Source organism: Antiquaquibacter soli (assembly GCF_030580675.1).
GTDB lineage: Bacteria > Actinomycetota > Actinomycetes > Actinomycetales > Microbacteriaceae > Rhodoglobus > Rhodoglobus soli.
In genome coordinates, this window is sequence record NZ_JAUQUB010000001.1 from 1,118,079 (window position 1) to 1,141,404 (window position 23,326).

The following is a 23,326-nucleotide window of genomic DNA, read 5'->3' on the forward strand; positions in this document are numbered from 1 at the left end:
CGTGGCTGCTAGCGTGTCCGCGATGAGCACCGAGCCCCTCGGCCCCGCCGACCTCCCCGAGCCGCCCGAGCCGCCCGACCGGCAGCGTCGGGTCGCGGTCGGTCCGCTCGTCCTCGTGGCCGTCGGCGTCCTTGCGGCGATCGTGTTCGCTGCAGTCGTGTGGGCACTCGCGGGAGCGGGTGCACCGGGCTCACCGGAGGCGGAGCCGAGCATCCCGCCTCCCGCCGCGGTCGCGCCCACTCCGACCGCGACGTCGGCGCCCCGGGTCGCCGGACCGAACGAGTGCGTGGATGCTCGGGGCGACGGCACCGGCACCGACCTCGACTCGATCGGTCTCAGTGCCGACGGCGGCGACCTGCGCGTGGTGTTCGTGCTCTCCGAGCCCCTCCCGGATACGGACGCTACCCTCGAGCTCTACACCGAGTCCGCGGCAGCCCGCGTGCAGATCGCGGTGGCGTTCGAGGGCGGTTCGGTCGACGAGTTCGTCGTCTACCGGCTCCCGAGCGGCGACGACGATGAGCGCGACGACGATGAGCGAGACAACGGCAAGCGCGGGCCGGGCAGCGGTCGCGAGGACCCCGGTCTCGACGAGGGCGAGCGCGTCAGTCTCAAGAAGCGCGACGTCGTCGTCGAGGGGAGCGTGATCGTCGCGACCGTCGGCAAGGGGGTCCTCGATGAGCTCGGCGACTCGTTCCTCTGGTACGCCGCGGCGACGGTCGACCACGAGCCCGCGGACTCGTGCTACCTGCCCGACGGCGCCCTCGTGCCGTTCGAGCGCTAGCCGGCGCAGCTGCCGGACGGTACCGGCGCGGAGAGGCCGGCGGCGGACTCCGCGACCGGATCGAGCTCCTGCATCGTCATCGCGTAGCCGACCGTCGACGTGTCGGCGTTTCGAGCGAAGACCACCCCGATCACCTCGCCATCGAGCGAGAGCAGGGGCCCTCCCGAGTTGCCCTCGCGCACGTCCGCCGCGAGCGTGTAGACCTCGCGCGGGGAGGCCGAGCGGTGGTAGATGTCCTCGACGTCTGCGGTGCGCACCGACATCACGCCGGCGGGAGCGGACGAGAACGGACCGCCGTAGGGATAGCCCTGGATCGCGGCATCCGTGCCCTGCGGTGCGGTGTCGCCGAGGGGCAGCGGCGCGGCGGTCAGTCCGGGGACCGCGATGACGGCGAGGTCGTCGATGGCGTCGAAGTACACGACCGACCCGGCGAGGGTCTGGCCGCCCGGCGACTCGACGACCGGCTCGGTGACGCCGGCGAGCACGTGGGCGTTCGTTACGACCCGCTCGTCCGCGACGACGAAGCCGCTTCCGGCCTGCGCGACGCCGCACGCGAAGGCGTTGCCGGTGATGCGCACAACCGACTGCGCAGCGGCGGTGAGGGCGGGGGAGCCGGCGTCGATCTCGGGGATGCTCGGCTCCTCGATGCCCAGAGCCTCGGTGATGACGGGCAGTCCGCTCTCGATGACCGCGCCGCGCACTTGTGCGAGCCATGCCTGCACCGGGTCCGGGGTGAGCGAGTCGATGGTGCGCAGCACGCTCGAGCCCGCGATGGCGCGGGAGAGCACGGGCACGCCGAGCTGGCCGACGCTGAACCCCACGACGGAGGCGATGAGCGCGGCGGCGACCCCGGTGGCGATCGCGCCCAGCAGTCGGTCGAGGCCGCTGAGGGGGCTCTCCTCGACCCCTCGGCGGGCGCTGCGCCCGATGAGAGTGCCGAGCAGGTTGCCGAGGGCGATGAGGCCGAGGGCGCTCACGACCGTGACGACGGGGCGAAGGGTCGAGATCGGCACCCACGCGGACACGATCGGCACCAGGAAGAACGCGGCGACGACGCCGCCCACGATTCCCGCGAAGGCGAAGACGGCGTGCGAGAGCCCGGCTCGGAAGCCGTAGACGAGGTATCCGAGCAGCATGACGACGAGCAGCACGTCCAGCACGATCGACTCCGTGGCCATGGCAGCGAGCCTACGTCCTCCCGCTGACCGCTACCCTGTCTGCATGACCGACCCCGCTTCGCGCCGCCCCACCCCGGCCGGGACGTGGCCGTTCATCATCTCGGGCGCACAGCTGCTCCTGCTCGTCCCCGCCTACTTCCTCGGCCAGGTGGTCCCGCCGTGGCTCGCTATCGCCGGGGCGCTCCTGTTCGCCGGCGTGGCGATCGCGGCGCTCCTCTGGTCGTGGTCGTTCTTCGCCCGACGCTCGAAGCGGTCTGACCGCGGCATCCCGATGGCCGGCGTCGCGATCGGCGTGATTGTCGTCCTGCTGTCGGCATTGCTCATCGTGCCGGCCGCGCTCGCGCGGTGAGCGGCGGATGCCCGGCCTCTGCTAAACTCTCAAGGTTGCCGTCCAACGGCCGCGGATAAAGAGAGCTCGGGCATCCCGCCCGAAGCGCCGCGCAACGAGAGAAAGGGGATCACCTTATGGCTCTTGAGGCCAGTGTCAAGAAGGCGATCATCGACGAGTACGCTACCCACCCCGGTGACACGGGATCCCCCGAGGTCCAGGTTGCGATGCTGACGCAGCGCATCAAGGACCTGACGGAGCACCTGAAGGAGCACAAGCACGACCACCACTCGCGTCGTGGCCTGCTTCTGCTCGTCGGCCAGCGCCGTCGTCTCCTGGGCTACCTCCAGGACATCGACATCGAGCGCTACCGCTCGCTCATCGAGCGCCTGGGGCTGCGTCGCTAGTCGCGATCGCGTCGAACTTGACGACGGGCCGTCACCCTGAGGGGTGACGGCCCGTTTCTCATTCCGTCTCGAGGTCGGCGAGCTGCTCGGCGAGCTGCTCGGCGTACTGGCGGAAGCCCTCTTCGCCAACGACTCCGTCGGTGTATAGGGCGGCCCGGATGACCAGGTTCCCGCGCTGGAGGTCGACCGCGTAGAAGCGCCCCCACGGCGAGTCCTCGACCCAGCCGACCGCGGCAACGCTCGCCGGCACGTCGAGGGCGGGCATCGGGGTCACGTCGGCGGTCCAGTACGAGTCGCCGCTGCCGATCTCGTAGCCGGTGCAGGAGGCGATCATGCCCTGGAGCGTCGTCATGTGGGTCTCCGCCGACGCTGAGTCGACGAAGAGGCGACCGGATTCCTGCAGACCGGAGTACTGGTCGGAGGTCTCGTAGTAGCCGAGGTAGGCGATGACGTCGTCCGGCGCATCCGGTCGCACATCGAACGGCGTCGCGACCGGCACTTGGGTGTAGACGGGGAAGCACTCCGCAGGCGTCCCCTCGCCCTCGTTCCAGTAGCGGGCGGAATACGTGTACTCCTTGCCTGGCGTCGTGTCGGCGTAGTCGCCCCATGCTTCCGTCTGCTCGAGCGCGCCCAGTCCGGCGTACACGTCCGAGTCCAGCCCGATGCCGCCGAAAGCGTCCGCCGGGAAGCAGTCGCCGGGGCACAGCAGTGGGTCGATGGCGACTGCCGGACCGGGCGCTCCCTCGATCAGCGGAAGGATCTCCGGCGTGGGGCCCGCGGGTGCGTCGGTGGGCTCGTCCCGGGGCTGGTCGGGGTCCGCCGACTCCTCCGCGACGGGACTCGCCCCGGTGTCGAGGGCGCGGATGGCGCTTTGAGCGACGAAGAAGATCGCGACGCCGAGGCCGATGAGCACGAGTACGCACGCGGTGATGATCGCGACGACGATGGCGATCGTACGACCCGACCCGGATGATTCTGCGGCGTGGGTCGCAGGCGGATCCGTCGGAGGTGCGGGCGGCGCCGGAGTCGCGGGCGGCGGATACGACGGCGGTGCGAATACGGGCGGTGCGAAGACGGGTGGGGCGACCGGCACCGGCGGTGCTTCGGCCGGAGGTGCTTCGACGGGCGGCAGGGGGAGTGCCGGGGGAGCGACCGAGGCCTCCGGCGAGGGCGCCGAGGGGGTCGTCGGGTCGTCGTGGGGCGCCTGCGTGTCGTCCACCGTTCCTCCGTGTCTGCGGTTCCGCCAGGCTAGCCGATCGGCGGCGCCCCCGAGTACTCCTCAAGTGATTCCGCCGGGTAGCATCCGTCTATGCCCAGTGAGATGCCCGACCTCGACAAGAACGACCTCGGAAAGGGGTCCTTCTCGCAGTACAAGTACGGGCTCACGCCCAACAATGCGCGGGTGCGTCTTCGGCTCGCCGGCAGCAACCCCCACCAGGATGTGCTGCGCGAGATCGTCGAGAGCGGGGCGGGTCCCCTCGAGACTGCCATTAGTCGCCGCAGCCAGCAGCAGGATGCGGAGGACGCGCCCATCGAGGTGCGGCTCTTCACGGGGTCCCGGGTGAGCGGGCCGGTCGGCTGGGTGCCGCGCGGCCTCGAGTCGATCGTCGACGAGGCGCTCTCGCGACTGGACATCGCGGGTCGCAAGCAGCGCATCCCGGTCGAGATCATCCGCAAGGGCGGCCTCTACCGAGTCGAGCTCAAGATGGGCGAGACTCGGTGAAGCGGATGCTCGTGCTGCTTGCGGCATGCAGCATCCTGCTCACCGGCTGCCTCTGGGATGCCGAGCGCCGCGTCGACGAGGACGCGCTCGACGAGCTCACCGACTCGCAGTTCTACGACGTCCCCGCGAGTTCGGCCGACGGGGACGCGGGCAGTGTCGTCAAGGCGGCACCCATCCTGAGCGCCCCGTTCGGCTCCAGCGCGTGGCGCGTCGTCTACCGCACGACCGATGTGAACGGCAGCCGCGTGCTCGCGTCGGCCGTGGTGGTGGTCCCGGATGACCCGGCGCCCGCCGAGGGGCGGACCGTCGTCTCCTGGGGCCACCCCACGAGCGGGGCCGCGCGACCGTGCGCGCCGTCGCTGCTGTTCGACCCCTTCCTCATGATGACCGGCCTGCACGAGTTCCTCGCGGCGGGATACGCGATGGTCGCGACCGACTACCCCGGCATGGCGGTCGAGGGCGATTCGTCGTACCTCGTCGGCGTGACGGAGGGCAATGCGATGCTCGACGCGGTTCTCGCCGCGCAGCAGGTCGCCGACGGACTGAGCGACCGGGTGCTCCTCTGGGGGCACTCGCAGGGCGGTCAGGCCGCGCTCTTCGCGGGGCAGCAGGCGGCGGGCGGCTACGCCCCGACTCTGACCGTCGAGGCCGTCGCGGTCGCCGCACCGGCAGCGGACCTGACCGAGCTCATGGACGACGACATCCAGTCGATGCCGGGCGTCACGATCTCCGCCTACGCCTTCCCGTCATTCTCTGCGGCTTACGCGGGTCGGTACTCGGAGGACGAGATCGACGCGGTCTTGACCGAGCAGGGCAAGAAGGCTCTCGACGACCTGACGTCGCTGTGCCTGTTCACGCAGGGGCAGCAGCTGCACGCGATCGCCAAGCCCCTCATCGGCAACTTCGTGTCGTCGAACCCCTCGGAGACGGAGCCGTGGACGACGATGCTCGAGGAGAACAGCGCCGGCGCGAGCCCGATCGGCGTGCCCGTCTTCGTCGCCCAGGGGCTCGCCGACGACACCGTCGATCCGTCCGCCACCGAGGACTACGTCAAGCACCTGTGCGGCACCGGCGAGCACGTCGAGTTCCGCACGTTCGACGGCATCACCCACCTTCTGGCGGCCGAGGTGTCGCTGCCGCACCTGCTGCCGTGGTTCGCCGGGGTGCTCTCGGGCGAGCCGCAGACCCAGACCTGCTGAGGCCTCACTCGCCGAGGACGACCAGCCGCTCCGCCGTCGCTCGCGCGAGCTCGGTGAGCGCCGCGACGTCGATGGATGACCCGGTCGCCTCAGTCCTGACAGCGACGTTCGCGTAGTGCAGGTCGATGACGACCGATACGTCCGATGGGCGGTTCTCGGTCCAGGCGACTGTCTCCACGCCGGGGATGTCGAGATCGATCGGGAGCGGGGTCACGTCGACTTCCTCGACAGTCCCGTCATCCTTCTCGACGGTGTAGCTCGGACAGCGGTTGAGTGCACCCCGGATCATCCCGGGGTAGCGACCCGAGTCCAGGCCGCGATCGGAGAGCCGAGCCACCTGGGTGACCGTGACGGCCCCGGTCGCGCTCAGCACATCGAGTACCGACTCGTCGTAGTAACCAGTGGATTGCGATTGAGGTGCGATCGGCGCTCGACTGATCGCGAAGACGCAGGCCTGCGGGCTGCCTCCTGCGAGATAGAAGTCTTCCGTCGCCTCGGCCTCCCAGTCTTCGACGGATGAGACGCTCGAATCGACGGGCCCGAGAGCGGCGCCGAGCGCGGCGACCTCGGCCGCGGTGCCGGCGGCGACACGGACGTTATCCAGCCCGAGGCAGGGTTGCCCGCACTCCGCCTCCGGAAAGTCATAGCTGAACGACTCCGTCGGCTTCGGCGCGAACGCGACAAGCACGAGCACGAGCCCGACGATGAGGGCGACTCCGGCCGCGAGGGCGATGAGCAGGATGGCGAGGATGTCGCGGCCGCCGTCGCTGGGTCCCGTCCCCGCGGGAACCGGCTGAGGGTTCGTCATGTGCGCGACAGTATCAGCCGGTTCTGCTCCCCACCATCACCCGCTCGGGGGCGTCCGCGACCGACGTGATGCTCGTGATCGTCGCGAACCCGGCGTCGAGGAGGTTCGCGTCGCTGCCCGGATCCTGGTCCGCAGGGAAGTCGGCGACGGAGAGCCGCACACCGCCCTCCTCGCCCGATCCGGGGGCGGTCATCGTCGTCTGCACGATGCCGAAGTGAGCGAGGGGTGCCTCGCGCAGCTCGCACGGCTCGACGGTGTTCGGCACGTTGAGGTTGTAGACCGTTCCGGTCGGGGCGTCCAGGATGAGGGGCAGCACGCGCTCGATGAGGGGAGCCGCAGCGCTCCAGTGCTCGACGAGCGGGTCCATGCCGACATCGAGTGACACCGCGAGCCCGCGCGCTCCGTTCACTCCGGCGGTGAGTGCTGCCCCGACCGTGCCCGAGTGCAGGATGGCTCGACCCACGTTGGCTCCCCGGTTGATCCCGGACAGGACGAGGTCGGGTACCGCCCCGAAGGCGCCGTGTGCCGCGACGAGGGCGATGAGGCCGGGAGCCGCGTCCACTGCGAACGCGCGGGCGTCGGGCAGCGAGTCGAGTCGTTGGGGGGCGAAGCGGATGCTGCCGTCCTCGTGCGTGCCGAGGATGGAGGCGCTTGCTCCGCTCGACTGGGAGCGGGGTGCCGCGACCGTGACATCCAGTCCGAGCCCCATGGCGACCCGGGCGAGCTCGCACAGACCGGGCGACGAGATCCCGTCGTCGTTGGTGATGAGGACCGCCGTCACGACGGCTCCACCCGTCGGGCGAGCTCGACCGGGCTGAGGCTCGACGCAGCGGTCGGCCCCGCGACGTCCCGGATGCTCACGAGCTGGCGGAACTTGGCTATCGTCTCGGCGTCGCCCGTGCCGAGACCGTGCCGTGTGACGTTGAGGGCCCCGGCCGCCGCCCCGAGCACGACGGCGTCGCGCGCGGTGCCGCCCGCGCTGAGGGATGCGGCGATTCCCGCGGTGAGGGAGTCGCCCGCGCCACGGTGGTCGGCGACCTCCATCGTCGGGGTCGACACCTCGCTGAGCACGCCGTCCGCGAGCATGAGCAGCGGCTTGTCGGCCCGCGTGACGACCACGACCGCGACTCCGGCGTCGTGGATGGAGCGCATCGCGGCGATGATCTCCTCGGTTGTCGACTCCTCGATCCGTCCGTCGGCGACGAGCTCCTCGTCGCTCACCTTGACCAGGTGGGCGCCGCCGGCGACCGCGGCGTCCAGCCGGTCGCCGGCGAGGTCGACGACGACCCGCCGCCCCGCGGTCTTCATATCCGCGGACAGCCTTCGGTAGACGTCCGCGGGAAGAGCGTCCTGGCTCGCGGGTCCGGACAGGATGACCAGGCTCGCGTCGAGGCCCGCCCCGAGAACCTCGCCGTACACCTCGTCGAGGACATGCCGGGAGAGCGGGTCGCCGCCGGTCTCGATGACGGCGCGCCGCTCGCCGTCCCGCCGATCGTGGACGTAGACGCCGCCACGGCCGGGTCGCTCGACTGCGACGACGTCGATGCCCTCGTCTCGCAGCAAGTGGAGCAGGATGCGCCCGCTTTCGCCCGTGAGGACGCAGCACATGGTCACCTCGACGCCGAGCCGTCTGAGCATCCGCGCCTGCCAGACGCCCTGCCCGCCGGCGTGGACGTGGACGTCGCCGTCGTCGCTGCCGGAGTGGCCCTCCACCGTGACGGTGAGAACAGGGGATGGTGCGAAGATCACCACGCTCATGACCTCACGCTAGGTCGGCGGTGGCTGGGAGTTCGAGGGCTTGCGGGCGGGAATACTGGGAGGGTATGCCCGGTTGGGTACACTGTTCAATGCAAACGCATGGAAATAATCAGCACCGGGAGCACACAATGCAGTTCGGCATCTTCTCCGTCAGTGACATCACCACTGACCCCACCACCGGCACGACCCCGAGCGAGGCCGAGCGCATCAAGGCGATCGTGACGATCGCGAAGAAGGCGGAGGAGGTCGGGCTCGACGTCTTCGCACTGGGTGAGCACCACAACCCGCCGTTCTTCTCCTCGAGCCCGACGACGACGCTCGCGTATATCGCCGCGCAGACGAGCACTCTGCAGCTGTCGACGGCCACGACCCTCGTCACGACCAACGACCCCGTGAAGGTCGCCGAGGACTACGCGATGCTCCAGCACCTCTCCGACGGCCGCATCGACCTCATGATGGGTCGCGGCAACACGGGCCCGGTCTACCCGTGGTTCGGCAAGGACATCCGCGACAGCATCGAGCTCGCGATCGAGAACTACGCGCTCCTGCGCCGCCTGTGGAGCGAGGACGTCGTGGACTGGCAGGGCAAGTACCGCACGCCCCTGCAGGGCTTCACGTCGACCCCGCGCCCGCTCGACGGAGTGGCGCCCTTCGTCTGGCACGGCTCCATCCGCACCCCGGAGATCGCCGAGCAGGCCGCCTACTACGGCGACGGGTTCTTCGCGAACAACATCTTCTGGCCGAAGGAGCACTACATGCGCCTCATCGCCTACTACCGCCAGCGCTTCGAGCACTACGGGCACGGCACCGCGGCTCAGGCGATCGTCGGCCTCGGCGGCCAGGCGTTCATCCGCCCGAAGTCGCAGGACGCATGGACCGAGTTCCGCCCGTACTTCGACAACGCACCGGTGTACGGCCACGGCCCGTCGATGGAGGACTTCACCGAGCAGACCCCGCTCACCGTGGGAAGCCCGCAGCAGGTGATCGACCGGTACGCCGCGATGCGCGACTACTACGGCGACTACCAGCGCCAGCTGTTCCTCGTCGACCACGCGGGCCTCCCGCTCAAGACGGTCCTCGAGCAGCTCGACATCCTCGGCGAGGAGGTCGTGCCCGTTCTCCGCAAGGAGCTTGCCAAGGACCGCCCGGCGGACGTCCCGGATGCCCCGACCCACGCCTCGCTCGTCGCGAAGGCGTACAACGGCGGGCCCGCGCGCGAGGCGCGGCCCAACGCGAACCGCGGGGACAACCTCTCCGGCGACCGCCCGTATCAGGACTCCGCGGCTCCCGCGGGAGCATCCTTCGGCCTCGCCGCAACCCGGAAGGGGAACTGACATGACCACCACGCGAAAGCTCGCCGTCGTCTCGGCGGGCCTCAGCCAGCCCTCGTCGACGCGCTTGCTCGCCGACCGCATCTCCGCCGCGACCACCGCTGCCCTTCGTGAGCAGGGCATCGAGGTGGAGGTCACCACGATCGAGCTGCGCGACCTCGCGCAGGACATCACCAACAACCTGCTGACCGGGTTCGCGCCGCCGAAGCTCGAGTCCGCGATCGAGTCGGTGACGACCGCCGACGGCCTCATCGCCGTCACGCCGATCTTCACCACGAGCTACAGCGGCTTGTTCAAGTCGTTCATCGACGTTCTCGACCCGCAGTCGGTCACCGGGCTTCCCGTGCTCCTCGGCGCGACCGGTGGCACCGAGCGCCACTCGCTCGCGATCGACTACGCCATGCGCCCGCTCTTCACGTACCTGCACGCCGTGCCCGTGCCGACGGGCGTGTACGCGGCGTCGAGCGACTGGGGGAGCGCCGAGGATGCCCTCCCCGGTCGTATCGAGCGCGCGGCGGGCGAGCTCGCGGCGCTCGTCGCGGTCTCCGACCGCTCCCAGCAGGTGCGCGACCCCTTCGCCCTCCCCGAGGGCTTCAGCCCCGTCGGCAGCTTCGGGGCTCAGTAGTCAGTAGGGGGAGGCGCGAGTCCTAGCCGCTCTTGCGGCGGAACTCGCGCTTCCCGCCCGCCTTCTCGTGCTTGCCGTGGATCGCGGAGTCCCCCTCCACACCGCCCGGGTGCGACTGCGCGCCCTGCTTCTTGCGCTCGAGGGCCTCGCGGAACTTGCGCTTGGTGTCCTCGTCCGTCTTCGGCTTGTCGGAATCCATACCCCGAGCGTAGGCGATCCGCGCCGTGACGGCATCGATGCCGACCCCGAGCGCGATGGCGACGGCCACCGAGACGACGACCGCGAGGATCGGGTTCGCCGAGAGCCACGCGCCGAAGAGCGCCCCGACGATGCTGTTGTAGACGGCCCAGCCGAGTCCCGCGAGCACCGTCAACGGCAGGTAGCGCCCATACGGGAACCCGGTCGCGCCGGCGGTGAGATTGGCGGCGATCCGCGCGAACGGGATGTACCGAGCCGTGAGGATCAGCGAGGCCGGCCGTATCTCGAGCGCGCGCCGCGCGTACCCGATCGCCCTCGAGACCTTCGGCCCTCGCATCCAGCGCCATCGCTCCGTGCCGATGCGCCGCCCCAGCCAGAAGCACGCGTTGTCGCCGACGATCGCGCCGAGCCAGGCGATGGGGATCAGCAGCCACAGCGAGGGATGCCCGGTGGAGAGCGACAGCGACGCGAGCGCCACGACGACGGTCTCGCTCGGCAGGACCACCGTGAACGCGTCGGCGACGACGAGCACGAAGACCCCTGCGTAGAGCCACGGTCCGGCCGCGGCCAGCAACGCGGTCAGGGCATCCATACTGCGGTTCTAGCGAGGCGAGATGAACAATGGGTGCATGCGCTTTCTCGCGGTAGGGCTCGCGGCGGTCGTTCTGCTCGCCGGGTGCACTCTCTACCGCCCGCTACCGGAGCCCCTGGGCTCGGACGAGATTCGCGAGCTCGTGCAGCAGCAACGCCGCGAGTACTGGGCGGAGCTCGCTCCGGGAGAGCCCTACCCGGAGGTCGAGGTCGTCGACGTCCTGCCGGCCGACGAGGCGTGGCCGCGCGTGATGGAGTGTGTCGACGCGCTCGAGATCCCCGGCGTGAGCCGCTCCGGCGGCGGCCTCCAGGTGGTGGAGGGCGCGGACCAGCACGCGCTCGAGGTCGCGATCTTCCGGTGCTACGAGGCCTACCCGCCCGACTACTCCGACCCGACGGTGTGGGGCTTCCTGAGCGAGGACGAGCGCGAGTACCTCTGGCAGTACTTCGACGGCTTCCTCGTGCCGTGCCTCATCCTGCACGGATACTCCGTTCACGGGATGCCCGGCCGTGAGTCCTTCCTCGCCAGCGAGTACCTCGCCTGGGAACCGTACGGAACCCTCACTCCCGCGCCGCTCACTCCGCAGGAGTGGCAGTGGCTTGATGCGCAATGCCCGCCACCGCCGCTTCTGCGGCAGTGGCTGTGGCGGCCGGACGGGTCGGATGAGGCGCCCTAGGCCCCGACGCGCCGCGCTGCTAGAATCATTCAGGTTGTTCTGGTGCATCGGTACCATGGCAACCGGAGCAGGCTGGCAAGAAGCTGGTCACCGGTGGTGAACTTCCGAGTCGTTCGGAGCTTTTCTACTGTTGGCCAGACACGCGCCGCCCCTCTAGGCACGCGCGGTACGCACGCGTCCTCCTGCCCGCTCCTGCTCCGTGTACGAGTCGTGCACCACACGGGTGTGCGACGGTAAACAAAGGAGAAAGCCCCTTGGAGGGTCCCGAAATCAAGTTCGCCGAAGCCGTCATCGACAACGGCAAGTTCGGCACGCGCACCGTCCGGTTCGAGACCGGTCGGCTCGCGCAGCAGGCCCAGGGCGCGGTCGCCGCGTACCTCGACGAGGACACCATGCTCCTCTCGGCCACGTCCGCCAGCAAGCAACCCCGCGACGGCTTCGACTTCTTCCCCCTGACGGTGGACGTCGAGGAGCGCTCGTACGCCGCCGGCAAGATCCCCGGCAGCTTCTTCCGCCGCGAGGGCCGCCCGTCGACCGAGGCCATCCTCGTCTGCCGCCTCATCGACCGGCCGTTGCGCCCGACGTTCGTCGAGGGCCTCCGCAACGAGGTCCAGATCGTCATCACGGTGCTCTCGATCGCGCCCGACGAGTTCTACGACGCGCTCGCCATCAACGCGGCCTCGGCGTCGACGCAGATCTCCGGCCTGCCGTTCTACGGCCCGGTCGCGGGTGTGCGCCTCGCCCTCATCGGCGACCAGTGGGTCGCCTTCCCCAAGTTCTCGCAGCTCGCCGACGCCGTCTTCGACCTCACCGTCGCCGGGCGCCTCGTGACGGACGCGGACGGCAACGAGGATGTCGCGATCATGATGGTCGAGGCCGAGGCCACCGAGGTCAGCTGGGACCTCATCAAGGGCGGCGCGACGAAGCCCGACGAGGCCGTCGTGGCCCAGGGGCTCGAGGCATCCAAGCCGTTCCTCCGGGCGCTCATCAAGGCGCAGTCGGAGCTCGCGGCGCAGTCGGCGAAGCCGATCGCCGAGTACCCGCTGTTCCCGCCGTACACCGACGAGACCTACGACGCCGTCGCGGCGCTGTCCTACGACGAACTCAAGGGCGTGTACCAGATCGCCGACAAGCTCAGCCGTCAGGACGCGGATGACGCGCTCAAGGGCCGCGTCAAGGAGGCCATCGCGGCGAAGGTCGCGGCCGAGGAGCTGCCCGAGTCCGCTCTCTCCGAGGTGAGCGCGGCCTACAAGAGCGTGTCCAAGAAGGTCATGCGCAACCGGGTCCTCACCGAGGGCATCCGCATCGACGGCCGTGGCCTCGCGGACATCCGCGCACTCGACGCCGAGGTGCAGGTCATCCCGCGCGTGCACGGCTCCGCGATCTTCCAGCGCGGCGAGACGCAGATTCTGGGCGTCACCACGCTCAACATGCTCAAGATGGAGCAGCAGATCGACTCGCTCGCGCCGATCACGAAGAAGCGCTACCTGCACCACTACAACTTCCCGCCCTACTCGACCGGTGAGACCGGCCGCGTGGGCAGCCCGAAGCGCCGCGAGATCGGGCACGGCTTCCTCGCCGAGCGCGCCCTCGTGCCGGTGCTCCCGAGCCGCGAGGAGTTCCCGTACGCGATCCGTCAGGTGTCCGAGGCGCTCGGCTCCAACGGCTCGACGTCGATGGGTTCGGTGTGTGCATCCACCCTGTCGCTGCTGAACGCCGGTGTGCCGCTGCGCGCCCCGGTCGCGGGCATCGCGATGGGCCTCATCTCCGACGAGGTCGATGGCCAGACCCGCTATGCGGCCCTCACCGACATCCTCGGTGCGGAGGACGCGCTCGGCGACATGGACTTCAAGGTCGCCGGAACGAGCGAGTTCGTCACGGCCATCCAGCTCGACACGAAGCTCGCGGGTCTGCCCTCGAGCGTTCTCGACGGAGCCCTCAAGCAGGCGAAGGAGGCCCGCACGGCCATCCTCGCGGTGATCAACGCCGCGATCGACGCGCCCGACGAGATGGCGCCGACCGCGCCGCGCGTCATCAGCGTTCAGATCCCCGTCGACAAGATCGGTGAGCTCATCGGCCCGAAGGGCAAGACGATCAACCAGATCCAGGATGACACCGGCGCCGAGATCTCGATCGAGGACGACGGCACCGTCTACATCGGCGCGGTCGACGGCCCGTCGGCGGAAGCGGCCCGTGCGGCCGTCAACGCGATCGCGAACCCGCTGAACCCGGAGGTCGGCGAGCGGTTCCTCGGAACCGTCGTCAAGCTCGCGACGTTCGGTGCGTTCGTCTCGCTCACCCCGGGCAAGGACGGCCTCCTGCACATCAGCGAGGTCCGCAAGCTCGCCGGTGGCAAGCGCGTCGAGAACGTCGAGGACGTGCTCTCGGTCGGCCAGAAGATCCAGGTGGAGATCACCAAGATCGACGACCGCGGAAAGCTCTCCCTCGCCCCGGTGTCCGAGGAGACGGATGCTGCGGACACCGACAGCTCCGCTGCGGCGTCCGAGGGTCCCGAGGCTCCCGCCGAGGGCTAGTCGCCCTTCTGGATCGAAGGCCCGTCCCGTTCGCGGGGCGGGCCTTCGTCGTCAGAGATCCATGCAAACGCACAAAGCTGTCTGCCCCCCAAGTGGGGGAGGAGGAGGCGCCGTCACCGCGAATACGGTGATCGGGTGACCCCGTTCGATCACTTCATGAGCGACTTCCGCCAGTGGCTCGACACGGCCTGGTACGTCTGGGTGGCCCTCGCGTTCCTCGTCGCCGCGATCGTCACGATCGTCGTCGTCTCCAAAGCCCGGGCCCGCGCTCGCGCCCGCATTCCCCAGTACCGTCGTCAGGGGGACTTCGGCTAGGCAGTCTCCGAGACTCCGGTGAGCTGCGCGCGGGCGACGATGTGGCTCGCGATGTGGAAGCCGAGGATGGCCGGTGTGCTCCCCACGGGGATGTCCAGCCTCTCGACGTCGAGGGCCGACACCGTGAACACGTAGCGGTGCTCCCCGTGTCCGGAGGGCGGGGCTGCGCCGAGGTAGCGCTCAAGGCGCAGCTCGTTGGGGAGGGTTATGGCTCCCGACGGCAGGAGCCCGGCATCCGGGTTGCCTGCGTCCTGCGGCAGCGACGTGACCTTCGCGGGGATGTTGTAGACCGCCCAGTGCCACCAGCCGCTGCCGGTCGGCGCATCGGGGTCGAAGCAGGTGAGAGCGAAGCTGCGCGTGCCGGAGGGGGCGCCGTCCCAGTGCAGCGTGGGGGAGCGGTCCTCGCCTCCTGCGCCGGCGATGCCCGATCGTGCCCACTGCGGGAGCGTCTCGCCCTCCTCGAAGTCGGGACTCGTGAGTGCGAACTTCGGCACCTCCGGGAGCCTCCAGTTCGGATGATTCGCCATTGACCGACCTCTCTGCTCGGGATGCCCGCTTCCGCCATTATGCGTCAGAGTCGTAACGATTCGCGGGTCGTTCGCTGATGCCCGCCGCTGTCGCCCTACTCTGAGGGGAACCCGCAGGGGATGAGCGGGTCGAATGGCAGGGTGACGTGACGCACGTGGAGTCGAGCCGGCTGGCTCAGATCGTGTCGCCGCCGAGCGCGCCGATCCGGGTCATCCCGCGTCGCCGCAGGATCGGTTCATCCGACCTCGAGGTGTTCCCCCTGGCGATGAGCGGCAACGTCTTCGGCTGGACTGCGGACGACCGGACGACCAACGCGATCCTCGACGCCTACACGGAGCAGGGCGGCAACTTCGTCGACACGGCCGACTCCTACGCTGCGGGTCGCAGCGAGACCATGATCGGCAACTGGATGCGCTCCCGCCGCAACAGGAACGACATCGTCGTCGCGACGAAGGTCGGCAAGAGCGCCGACAACCCGGGGCTGCGAGCCCGCGTCCTGACTCGAGCGGTGCACGCCTCCCTGCAGCGACTCGGCACCGACCGCATCGACCTTCTCTACCTCCACATCGACGACCAGGATGTCGAGTTCGAGGAGACGCTGCTCGCTGTCGACGAGCTCATCCGCGCCGGCAAGGTGCGCTACTTCGGGGGCAGCGACCACACCGGCAACCGCCTCATCGAGGCGCGCATCGCCTCCGCGCAGCTCGGCGTCGCCCCCATGGTCGCTCTGCAGAATCACTACAACCTCGTGCATCGGACCGAGTACGAGGGCGGGCTCGCGCACGTGGCCGCCCAGCAACTCCTGGGCGTCATGCCACGGTTCGCCCTCGCGAGTGGGTTCCTGACCGGCAAGTACCGGCAGAAGGCCGACCTCGCGCGCAACGACCGCGGGGGAGAGGTGGCGCGCCTGCTCACGCGGCGCGGGCTGCGCATCCTGGCGGCGCTCGACTCCGTCGCCGCGGCGCACGAGGCCGACGTCGCCTCGGTGGCTCTCGCGTGGCTGCTCACCAAGCCCAACGTGGTCGCCCCGGTCGCGTCGGCGAGCGGTCCGGAGCAGGTCGCCGCACTCACGGCCGCGGCCGGCCTCCAGCTGACGCGGCACCAGGTAACGGATCTGGACCGGGCGTCGGAGTAGCTGGCGGCTAGGCCGGGCGGGCCTCCGCGAGGACGCGGTTCGCGATCCGCCCGAGGGCGGCGGTCGCGGCGATCGAGTCGCCCGCGTAGCCTCCGGACAGGGCTCCGTCTCGGGCGAGCTGGAGCTCGTCGGCGGCATCGCCCGGAACGGGATGCCCGAGCTCGCGAAGCAGGTCCGCGAGGGTGTCGACGTACCATTCGCGGTGCTGCGTGACGACCTGACGCACCGGGTGCTCGGCATCCGGGAATTCGGCAGCCGCGTTGATGAACGCGCAGCCTCGGAAGCCGGGGGAGGCGATCTCGCTCGCGATCGACGCGATGATCGCGCGGAGCGCGACGTCCGGCGACTCGGCGGCGTCGATGATGTGCTCGACTTCGGTCCGCACCGCGCGGTGCCGACCGGTGATGTACTCGACGATCAGGTTGTCCTTGGCGCGGTAGTGCTTGTAGAAGGTCGCCTTGGTGACGCTCGACGCGGCGATGATGCGGTCCACTCCGACGGTGCGGATGCCGTCCTCGTAGAACAGGACCGAGGCGGTGTCGAGGATCCGCCCCTTCGCTGGAGCGCGCTGCGCGGTCGGAGCTTCCTCAACGACCATCACAGCGCGACTCCTTGCGGGGGAAAATGCATGCCCGCCATCGGGTTAGCGGGACATGCGGGGTCGGGCTTCGGGTGCCCGGAATAGACAGTATCACCTATGAGGACAGACAGACCAGTCTGTTTGTCCTCATATCTCACCCCCAGTTTGGGGGGTGCGTCTATTCTGCCGCCTCCGGTGTGATCGATCGGATGACGTAGGCTCAAGGACGATGAACGGCGCCGTTGCACTTCCCCTTGAGCAAGCAGAGCTCTCCTTCACCGCTTCCGGCGAGTGCCTCGTCCGGCGCACCGTACTCCCGAGCGGCGTTCGCATCCTGAGCGAGAGCGTCCCGGGCGCGCGCAGCTCGACCGTGGGCTTCTGGGTCGCGGTGGGATCCCGCGACGAGCTCCCCGAGACGTACGGATCGACGCACTTCCTCGAGCACCTCCTCTTCAAGGGCACCCGGTCGCGCAGCGCGCTCGATATCGCGGTGTCGTTCGACGCCGTCGGCGGCGAGCACAACGCGATGACGGCGAAGGAGTACACCTGCTACTACGCCAAGGTGCAGGATCGCGACCTGCCGATGGCGATCGACGTGCTCGCCGACATGTTCACCTCATCGGTGATCGACCCGGAGGAGTTCGAGACCGAGCGCGGGGTCATCCTCGAGGAGCTCGCGATGGCGGACGACGACCCGTCGGATGTCGCGAGCGAGCGCTTCTTCGAGGCCGTGCTCGGCGAGCATCCCCTCGGCCGTCCCATCGGCGGCAGCCCGCAGACGATCGAGGCGGTGTCCCGCGATGCCGTCGTCGGCCACTATCGCGCCAACTACCGGCCCCAGGACCTCGTCATCACCGTTGCGGGCGCTGTCGACCACGACGCCCTCGTCGCGCGCGCGACGGCGGCGCTCCTCGAGGCGGGGTGGGACCTCTCCGCGAGTGCCGTGCCGGTCTCCCGCCGCGACGCGACTCGAGACCTCATCGATCGGGGCAGCCCGCTCGTCGTCGTGCCGCGTCCGCTCGAGCAGGCGAACCTCATCCTCGGGGTCGCCGGCCTGCCCGCCGCCGACGAGCGCCGCTCGACGCTCGCCGTTCTCAACTCCATCCTCGGCGGCGGCATGTCGTCGCGCCTGTTCCAGGAGGTCCGCGAGAAGCGCGGCCTGGCCTACTCCGTCTATTCGTTCACCCCCAGCTACAGTGACGCCGGCATCGTGGGAATGTACGCGGGATGCTCGCCCGTCAAGTCATCCCAGGTGGCCGAGCTCATGGTGCAGGAGTTCGCACGACTCGCGCAGGGCGGCGTCTCGGAGGAGGAGTTGCGCCGAGCCGTGGGACAGCTGAGCGGTGCATCCGCGCTCGCCCTGGAGGACTCGGACACCCGCATGTCCCGGCTAGGTCGCAGCGAGCTGACGCTCGGTGAGTTCGTGGACCTGGACGAGTCCCTGCGTCGGCTTGAGCTCGTCACCGTCTCCGGCGTCCAGGAGCTCGCCCTCGAGCTCGCGGGGCGCCCGCTCTCGATCGCCGCCGTCGGCTCCGTCGACGAGCCGTCCCTCGCGAGCCTGGCAGCGTCGCCGGGTCTCGCCGCCTAGTACCCAGGAAAACCGAGGTGCCTTCCATGGCTCACTACCTGTATCTCGTCCGCCACGGGGAGCAGCAGGATGCGGAGTACGGCCTTCCCGACGGCCCGCTCAGCCCGAAGGGCATCCGTCAGGCGCGCGCGATCGCGGAGCGCCTCGGCGGAGTGCCGTTCACTCGCGCGTGGCACTCACCGCTGCAGCGCGCCGCCGAGACCGCGGCGATCATGACGGAGCGGATGCCCGCACTGGAGTCCCAGCCGAGCGCGCTGCTCATGGACTGCATCCCCTCCGGGCCCGAGCCCGACATGCCGGCCGCGTTCGAGCCGTTCTTCGGGGGAATCACCCCGCAGGAGATCGATGCGGGCCAGGCCCAGATGGCCGACGCGGTCGCGGAGTTCCTCGCCCCGGCACGGGAGGACCGGCACGACCTGCTCATCACCCACAACTTCGTGATCGCGTGGTTCGTGCGGGAGGTCTTCGGCGCCCCGGCGTGGCGCTGGCTCGGCGTGAACCAGGCGAACTGCGGGCTCACGATCATCCGGGTCCGCAGCGCCAAGCCACCGGTGCTCGTGACGCACAACGACCTCGGGCACCTGCCCGTGGAGCTGCGCACCGGGATGCCGGTCGACCAGCCGTTCTAGGTGCGGCGTCTCGGGATCAGTGGGCGGATCTGGATGAATGCAGCTATGGAGGTGCCCACACCCACACCCCACGGCACCCACGGCCCCAGCCACGAAGTCCATTCAGTGTGGACGATCTGGTTGTTGAAGTCGTTCAAGAACCCCGTGGGACGGTAAGAGGCGAGCACAGTCCCGTCCGGTCCGACGTGGCCATCCAATCGAATGTTCTCTAGCCGGATGGTGCCGTCATCGCTGACCCAGGTGCCCCTGCTGTGGCATCCGGCCCGCCCCCATCCCTCGCAGCTCGACTCGGTGTACGTGCCCCAGTAGACGGGCTCGCCCGCCGCTGTGAGAAGCCCCACTCCCAGCGCGAATCCCACCAATGCGAGCGCTGCCAGTAACGCTGCGGATAGGATCCGCGCACCTCTCGAGATGACGGCGGCGGCCCGCCCGAGGAGCGTTCGCCGACGCACCCGTACCAGCACTTTGCGGTACCAGTTCGTCGCGTTCGGGTTGTCGTTGTACGGCTCGATCGACTCGTAGCCCGAGGAGCGGTAGAGGCTCCCGGCGGCCTCAAGGCTCGCGTTGGTGTCGAGCACGGTCTCGGTGGCGCCGAGGTTCGCAGCGAGCTGCTCGAGGTGGCCGAGCATCGCCCGCCCGAGGCCGCGGCCCTGGGCGGCAGGGCGCACCCAGAGGTGCTTGATCTCCGCGCGCGTGGAGGAGAGCATCCGGATGCCGCCGCACCCCAGTACATCGTCGCCCTCCCGCACCACGACGAACACGCCGCGGGGGCGCTCGAACGCATCCGGCGACGGATGCACGGTCCGGTAGCCCCCGGCGATCGGGAACCCCGCCGCGCGGAATGAGAAGTACTCGTCGAGGAGCATCCGTGCCTCGGGCGCATCGACGGCGGTCTCGACGAACTCGGGCACCCGATCAGGCTAGTCGCCGCTTGCTAGATTGGGGCTATGACCACGACTGTCGCCGTTGTCGGCGCCACGGGCCGGATGGGCCGACTCGCCTGTGCCCTTATCGAGGCGTCCACCGAGTTCGAGCTCGCGGCCCACATCGGCTCGACGGGGGAGCTCTCGGAGATGCTCGGGGCGGACGTCGTGCTCGACGTGACGGTGCCGGCGGTGTCCCAGTCAGTTGTCGAGTTCGCCGTGGCGCACGGCATCAATGCGCTCGTCGGAACCTCGGGCTGGACGGCGGAGCGCATCGCCGTGATCGATCGCCTCGTCACGGGCAAGCTCGACGTCGGCGTCGTCTTCATCCCGAACTTCTCCCTCGGCTCGGTGCTCGCGACCTCGTTCGCCGCGCAGGCCGCGCGGTACTTCGACTCCATCGAGATCGTCGAGGCGCACCATGCCGGCAAGGTCGACTCGCCGTCGGGTACGGCGGTGCGCACCGCGGAGCTCATGGGTCGCGCCCGAAGCGAACTCGGGCCGGTCTCGGCCCCTCACGTGGACCAGCGTGCTCGCGGTCAGCAGGTCTCCAGCATCCCGATCCACAGTCTTCGGCTGAACGGGGTCGTCGCGCGGCAGGACGTGCACTTCGGCGGCACCGGCGAGGTGCTCACCATCACGCACGAGACCCTGTCGCCGAGTTCCTATGAGGTGGGCATCCTGCTCGGGCTCCGCGCCGCCGCGACCGCCCGCGGGATCACGGTCGGTCTCGACGCTCTCCTCGGGCTGGGCGACGCCGGATGACCTCGCGCATTGGCGCGATCGTCATGGCCGCGTTGCTCGTGCTCTACATCGTTGCGGTCACGCAGTTCGCGGTGGCGCTCATCGGCACGGGCGACGGCATCGTCACGACGATCGGTGTCGCGCTTCTCGTCTTCCCCGTGGTCGGCGCGTGGTACATCGTCTCCGAGCTGGTCTTCGTCACGCGTGGCGAGACGCTGGTTCGAGCACTCGGCGCGGAGGGTGGCCTTCCGGTGGATGATCTGCCCCGATTGCCCAGCGGGCGCATCGACCCGGTGGCGGCGGATGCCCAGTTCCCCCGCTACAGGGAGGCAGTCGAGGCCTCACCCGACTCGTGGCGCGACTGGCTCCGGCTCGGCCTCGCGTACGACGCGAGCGGCGACCGGAGCCGCGCGCGCTGGGCGACCCGGAAGGCTATCGCCCTCCATCGGGCGCAAACGCGCGACTGATCGCCTCGGCCGCGGTCGAGTCGCGGAACTCGAATCCGTCGGCGAGAAGCCGCTCCGGCACGACGTGCTGGTCATTGAGCAGCAGCTCCTGGCCGGCGTCCCCGAGGAGCTTGATCGCGAACGTCGGGATCACCCAGGGATGCCACCGCCGCAGCGTCTCGGCGAGCGCGGTGGTGATCTCCGCCGAGGTCGCCGGTTCCGGCCCAGCGAGGGCGACGACGCCGTCCAGCTCGGAATCGATCAGGTGCCGCAGCGCCGCAGCCTCGTCGTGGAGGGAGATCCACGGCCACACCTGGGTGCCGCGCCCGAACCGGGCGCCCAGACCGACGAGCGTCAGCGGCACGAGGGGGGTGAAGGCGCCGCCTCGGCCGACCACGACGCCGGTGCGCGCGAGCACCACGCGAGTGCTGTCGGGCACGAGGGCTGCGGCTTGCTCCCAGGCCTGGACGACGTCGCTCAGAAAGCCGTCGCCCTTCGCCGAGTTCTCATCGAGTGTCTCTCCGGGACGGTCACCGTAGTAGCCGACCGCCGAGCCGTTCACGAGTACGCGGGGCGGGTCGGACGCCCGACCGATGGCCTCCGCGAGGGTGCGGGTGGCATTGACTCGCGAGTAGAGGATCTCCCGCTTGTACGACGCCGTCCACGGCAGGCGCCCCGTGCTCGCCCCCGAGAGGTTGACGACCGCATCCGCGGCCTCGAGGGCGCGGGGGTCGATCGTCCCCTCATCGGGTGACCAGCGGAACTCATCCGGCGACGCGGGCTCCCGGCGTACGAGGCGGAGCACGGTGCGACCGTCGGCCTCCAGCTGCCGGCACAGCTCGGTGCCGATGAACCCGGAGGCGCCGGAGACGAGGATGCGCTCGGCGCGAGCCGCCGGCATCAGGCGAGGCTGGCTTCGAGGGTGATCGGGATGCCCGCGAGCGCCTTCGAGACGGGGCAGTTCGCCTTGGCCTCTTCCGCGAGCCGCTGGAAGTCGGCCTCGGAGATGCCCGGGATCTTGGCGCTCACCAGGAGGTGGCTCCCGGTGATGCCCTCTCCCGGCTCGAAGGTCACGGCTGCGGTCACCTGAAGGCTCTCGGGCGGGGTGCCCGCGCCGGCCAGAGCGTGCGAGAAGGCCATCGAGTAGCACGCCGAGTGGGCGGCGCCGAGGAGTTCTTCGGGGTTGGTGCGGCCGCTCTCGCCCTGGGACCGCGCGGCCCACGAGACGGGGAACTCGGCGGCGTCGGAGGAGTCGAGCGACGTGGTGCCCGATCCGCTGAGCAGGTCTCCGAACCAGAGGGTGGTCGCTTCGCTGGTGACTGACATCGGTGTAGCCCCTTTCGTCGATTCCACCCTAGGCGGCACTACGCCGCAGCGGCACCCTTCCGTCCGAGGATTCCCGCTCGCGCGAGGAGCAGGTAGATCTGGCAGCCGAGGCAGTAGCCGAACACCGAGTTGAGGAACGCCGCGACGAAGGCGGCGGCCGCGGCGACGACGAGGGCCCACGGGACCCCCACGACGTGAAGCACGAGACCGACGAGCGTGATGACGAAACCGACGCCCTGGGCGAAGGTCGGGGGGACCGGGTCCTCGAGTTCGCTCGGGGGAGCGAGGCGGGGCCGCACGAGTGCGCGGTAGAGGGCGCCGTAGGGGTGGCGCCGGATGCCCGCGAAGGCGCCCCACGCAAAGAGCGCGCTGATCGCGGCGAAGAGGAGGAAGGCCGGCTGCACCGCGCGCTCGCCGATGCTCGCCGCCGCGGGCGCGGCGAGGGCGAGGCCGATGACGACGAGCAGGAGAACGGCGGTGATTCCGGCTCCGAAGCGCGGGCTGCGGGGGTCGATTCCGGTGGCGCTCAAGACAGGACCCTTTCGAGTTCGTGGCGGACGAGGTCGCGGCGCGCGGCACCGCCGATGCGGGCGCGCACGACTCCGGTGCGGTCGAGGATGAGGGTGGTCGGCGTCTGCAGGATGTGGAAGCGGCTGGCGAGGTCGGGTCGGTGCGTGACATCCAGGTCGACGTGGACAACTCCGGAGAGCTCGGACGCGATGTCGCCGAGCACGGCGTGGGTCGAGCGGCACGGTGCACAGACTTCGGTGGAGAACTGGAGCAGGGTGGCACCGGGGGCGAGTCGAGCCAGGCCCGGGACATCCGTCGGCCTGACCCGCGTCGTGCCCCGCTGTCGGCGTACGCGTCCCTGCGATCGCTGCCACAGGAGCCCGAGCACCGTCGCGGCGCCGACGAGGGCGGCGAGAACGGCGAGCACGGCGGGCAACGACATGGAGCCAATGTAGGCGCGGGCT

General features: G+C 69.9%; 28 protein-coding genes. 15 read left to right on the forward strand and 13 right to left on the reverse strand.

What is annotated here, in order from left to right; translation table 11 throughout:
* Window positions 1-22: 22 nt before the first annotated feature.
* Window positions 23-781, forward strand: a complete 759-nt coding sequence (locus Q5716_RS05475) for a hypothetical protein (protein WP_305002084.1) — start codon at window positions 23-25, stop codon at window positions 779-781.
* Here the strand turns inward: Q5716_RS05475 and Q5716_RS05480 are convergent.
* The gene (locus Q5716_RS05480; protein WP_305002085.1) at window positions 778-1,959 is read right to left on the reverse strand and encodes a MarP family serine protease; all 1,182 of its coding nucleotides are present in this window, start codon (window positions 1,957-1,959) and stop codon (window positions 778-780) included. The two genes, Q5716_RS05475 and Q5716_RS05480, sit on opposite strands and share 4 nt — an antisense overlap.
* Window positions 1,960-2,002: 43 nt before the next feature.
* On the opposite strand from Q5716_RS05480, the gene Q5716_RS05485 reads away from it, so the two are divergent.
* On the forward strand, window positions 2,003-2,308 hold the full coding sequence (locus Q5716_RS05485) for a hypothetical protein (protein ID WP_305002086.1): 306 nt from the start codon (window positions 2,003-2,005) through the stop codon (window positions 2,306-2,308).
* 116 nt (window positions 2,309-2,424) lie between these two features.
* Window positions 2,425-2,694, forward strand: coding sequence for a 30S ribosomal protein S15 (gene rpsO / locus Q5716_RS05490; protein WP_179496501.1), 270 nt, complete (start codon window positions 2,425-2,427; stop codon window positions 2,692-2,694).
* A 58-nt stretch (window positions 2,695-2,752) separates the two neighbouring features.
* Here rpsO and Q5716_RS05495 read toward each other — a convergent pair whose 3' ends face one another.
* Window positions 2,753-3,913 (reverse strand): hypothetical protein, encoded by a 1,161-nt coding sequence (locus tag Q5716_RS05495; RefSeq protein WP_305002087.1) that lies wholly within the window; start codon window positions 3,911-3,913, stop codon window positions 2,753-2,755.
* A 90-nt stretch (window positions 3,914-4,003) separates the two neighbouring features.
* On the opposite strand from Q5716_RS05495, the gene Q5716_RS05500 reads away from it, so the two are divergent.
* Together Q5716_RS05500 and Q5716_RS05505 are read left to right on the forward strand one after the other, a co-directional pair.
* Window positions 4,004-4,417 carry a hypothetical protein gene (locus Q5716_RS05500; RefSeq protein ID WP_305002088.1) on the forward strand — a complete coding sequence of 138 codons (414 nt, stop codon included), beginning with the start codon at window positions 4,004-4,006 and terminating at the stop codon, window positions 4,415-4,417.
* A 5-nt stretch (window positions 4,418-4,422) separates the two neighbouring features.
* Window positions 4,423-5,616 carry an alpha/beta fold hydrolase gene (locus Q5716_RS05505; protein ID WP_305002966.1) on the forward strand — a complete coding sequence of 398 codons (1,194 nt, stop codon included), beginning with the start codon at window positions 4,423-4,425 and terminating at the stop codon, window positions 5,614-5,616.
* Between the two features lie 4 nt (window positions 5,617-5,620).
* On the opposite strand, the gene Q5716_RS05510 is transcribed toward Q5716_RS05505, so the two are convergent.
* From Q5716_RS05510 to Q5716_RS05520, 3 genes are read right to left on the reverse strand one after another with little or no spacing between them, the layout of a single operon-like run.
* Window positions 5,621-6,424: a hypothetical protein gene (locus Q5716_RS05510; protein ID WP_305002089.1), complete on the reverse strand. Its 804-nt coding sequence runs from the start codon at window positions 6,422-6,424 to the stop codon at window positions 5,621-5,623.
* Between the two features lie 13 nt (window positions 6,425-6,437).
* Window positions 6,438-7,205, reverse strand: a complete 768-nt coding sequence (gene surE / locus Q5716_RS05515) for a 5'/3'-nucleotidase SurE (RefSeq protein WP_305002090.1) — start codon at window positions 7,203-7,205, stop codon at window positions 6,438-6,440.
* Entirely contained in the window at window positions 7,202-8,182 is a 981-nt protein-coding gene (locus tag Q5716_RS05520; RefSeq protein ID WP_305002091.1) for a PfkB family carbohydrate kinase, read from the reverse strand. The genes surE and Q5716_RS05520 overlap by 4 nt, the downstream gene beginning before the upstream one ends.
* Before the next feature lie 128 nt (window positions 8,183-8,310).
* On the opposite strand from Q5716_RS05520, the gene Q5716_RS05525 reads away from it, so the two are divergent.
* Together Q5716_RS05525 and Q5716_RS05530 are read left to right on the forward strand one after the other, a co-directional pair.
* Complete coding sequence (locus Q5716_RS05525) at window positions 8,311-9,516, forward strand: LLM class flavin-dependent oxidoreductase (RefSeq protein ID WP_305002092.1); 1,206 nt, start codon at window positions 8,311-8,313, stop codon at window positions 9,514-9,516.
* A 1-nt stretch (window position 9,517) separates the two neighbouring features.
* Window positions 9,518-10,138: an FMN reductase gene (locus Q5716_RS05530; RefSeq protein WP_305002093.1), complete on the forward strand. Its 621-nt coding sequence runs from the start codon at window positions 9,518-9,520 to the stop codon at window positions 10,136-10,138.
* 22 nt (window positions 10,139-10,160) lie between these two features.
* Here the strand turns inward: Q5716_RS05530 and Q5716_RS05535 are convergent, their stop codons facing one another.
* Window positions 10,161-10,928 (reverse strand): DUF5302 family protein, encoded by a 768-nt coding sequence (locus tag Q5716_RS05535; RefSeq protein WP_305002094.1) that lies wholly within the window; start codon window positions 10,926-10,928, stop codon window positions 10,161-10,163.
* Window positions 10,929-10,965: 37 nt separating this feature from the next.
* On the opposite strand from Q5716_RS05535, the gene Q5716_RS05540 reads away from it, so the two are divergent.
* From Q5716_RS05540 to Q5716_RS05550, 3 genes are all read left to right on the forward strand, one after another.
* Window positions 10,966-11,604 (forward strand): hypothetical protein, encoded by a 639-nt coding sequence (locus tag Q5716_RS05540; protein ID WP_305002095.1) that lies wholly within the window; start codon window positions 10,966-10,968, stop codon window positions 11,602-11,604.
* A gap of 254 nt (window positions 11,605-11,858) precedes the next feature.
* A complete protein-coding gene (locus tag Q5716_RS05545) occupies window positions 11,859-14,138 on the forward strand; it encodes a polyribonucleotide nucleotidyltransferase (protein ID WP_305002096.1) in 2,280 nt (759 codons plus the stop codon).
* Between the two features lie 135 nt (window positions 14,139-14,273).
* A complete protein-coding gene (locus Q5716_RS05550) occupies window positions 14,274-14,453 on the forward strand; it encodes a hypothetical protein (protein WP_305002097.1) in 180 nt (59 codons plus the stop codon).
* On the opposite strand, the gene Q5716_RS05555 is transcribed toward Q5716_RS05550, so the two are convergent.
* Complete coding sequence (locus Q5716_RS05555; RefSeq protein WP_305002098.1) at window positions 14,450-14,980, reverse strand: YbhB/YbcL family Raf kinase inhibitor-like protein; 531 nt, start codon at window positions 14,978-14,980, stop codon at window positions 14,450-14,452. The two genes, Q5716_RS05550 and Q5716_RS05555, sit on opposite strands and share 4 nt — an antisense overlap.
* A gap of 146 nt (window positions 14,981-15,126) precedes the next feature.
* Here Q5716_RS05555 and Q5716_RS05560 point away from each other — a divergent pair, with 146 nt between their 5' ends.
* Window positions 15,127-16,116 (forward strand): aldo/keto reductase, encoded by a 990-nt coding sequence (locus Q5716_RS05560; RefSeq protein ID WP_305002099.1) that lies wholly within the window; start codon window positions 15,127-15,129, stop codon window positions 16,114-16,116.
* A gap of 7 nt (window positions 16,117-16,123) precedes the next feature.
* Here the strand turns inward: Q5716_RS05560 and Q5716_RS05565 are convergent, their stop codons facing one another.
* On the reverse strand, window positions 16,124-16,714 hold the full coding sequence (locus tag Q5716_RS05565) for a TetR/AcrR family transcriptional regulator (RefSeq protein WP_305002967.1): 591 nt from the start codon (window positions 16,712-16,714) through the stop codon (window positions 16,124-16,126).
* Window positions 16,715-16,925: 211 nt separating this feature from the next.
* Here Q5716_RS05565 and Q5716_RS05570 point away from each other — a divergent pair, with 211 nt between their 5' ends.
* Window positions 16,926-18,284 carry a M16 family metallopeptidase gene (locus Q5716_RS05570; protein WP_305002100.1) on the forward strand — a complete coding sequence of 453 codons (1,359 nt, stop codon included), beginning with the start codon at window positions 16,926-16,928 and terminating at the stop codon, window positions 18,282-18,284.
* A 26-nt stretch (window positions 18,285-18,310) separates the two neighbouring features.
* On the forward strand, window positions 18,311-18,913 hold the full coding sequence (locus Q5716_RS05575) for a histidine phosphatase family protein (protein ID WP_305002101.1): 603 nt from the start codon (window positions 18,311-18,313) through the stop codon (window positions 18,911-18,913).
* Here Q5716_RS05575 and Q5716_RS05580 read toward each other — a convergent pair.
* The gene (locus Q5716_RS05580) at window positions 18,910-19,824 is read right to left on the reverse strand and encodes a GNAT family N-acetyltransferase (RefSeq protein WP_305002102.1); all 915 of its coding nucleotides are present in this window, start codon (window positions 19,822-19,824) and stop codon (window positions 18,910-18,912) included. The genes Q5716_RS05575 and Q5716_RS05580 overlap by 4 nt on opposite strands.
* 36 nt (window positions 19,825-19,860) lie before the next feature.
* Between Q5716_RS05580 and dapB the strand changes: the two genes are divergently transcribed.
* Both dapB and Q5716_RS05590 read left to right on the forward strand, forming a co-directional pair.
* Window positions 19,861-20,601, forward strand: coding sequence for a 4-hydroxy-tetrahydrodipicolinate reductase (dapB, locus tag Q5716_RS05585; protein WP_369523969.1), 741 nt, complete (start codon window positions 19,861-19,863; stop codon window positions 20,599-20,601).
* A complete protein-coding gene (locus Q5716_RS05590; RefSeq protein WP_305002103.1) occupies window positions 20,598-21,047 on the forward strand; it encodes a tetratricopeptide repeat protein in 450 nt (149 codons plus the stop codon). Before dapB ends, Q5716_RS05590 begins: the two co-directional genes overlap by 4 nt.
* Here Q5716_RS05590 and Q5716_RS05595 read toward each other — a convergent pair.
* Genes Q5716_RS05595 through Q5716_RS05610 form a run of 4 tightly spaced genes read right to left on the reverse strand, consistent with a single transcriptional unit; the run spans window position 21,013 to window position 23,304 of the window.
* Window positions 21,013-21,927 carry a TIGR01777 family oxidoreductase gene (locus Q5716_RS05595; protein WP_305002104.1) on the reverse strand — a complete coding sequence of 305 codons (915 nt, stop codon included), beginning with the start codon at window positions 21,925-21,927 and terminating at the stop codon, window positions 21,013-21,015. The two genes, Q5716_RS05590 and Q5716_RS05595, sit on opposite strands and share 35 nt — an antisense overlap.
* Window positions 21,927-22,352: an OsmC family protein gene (locus tag Q5716_RS05600; protein WP_305002105.1), complete on the reverse strand. Its 426-nt coding sequence runs from the start codon at window positions 22,350-22,352 to the stop codon at window positions 21,927-21,929. The genes Q5716_RS05595 and Q5716_RS05600 overlap by 1 nt, the downstream gene beginning before the upstream one ends.
* 38 nt (window positions 22,353-22,390) lie before the next feature.
* Window positions 22,391-22,882: a DUF4395 domain-containing protein gene (locus Q5716_RS05605; RefSeq protein ID WP_305002106.1), complete on the reverse strand. Its 492-nt coding sequence runs from the start codon at window positions 22,880-22,882 to the stop codon at window positions 22,391-22,393.
* The gene (locus tag Q5716_RS05610) at window positions 22,879-23,304 is read right to left on the reverse strand and encodes a TlpA family protein disulfide reductase (protein ID WP_305002107.1); all 426 of its coding nucleotides are present in this window, start codon (window positions 23,302-23,304) and stop codon (window positions 22,879-22,881) included. Before Q5716_RS05610 ends, Q5716_RS05605 begins: the two co-directional genes overlap by 4 nt.
* Window positions 23,305-23,326 lie beyond the last annotated feature (22 nt).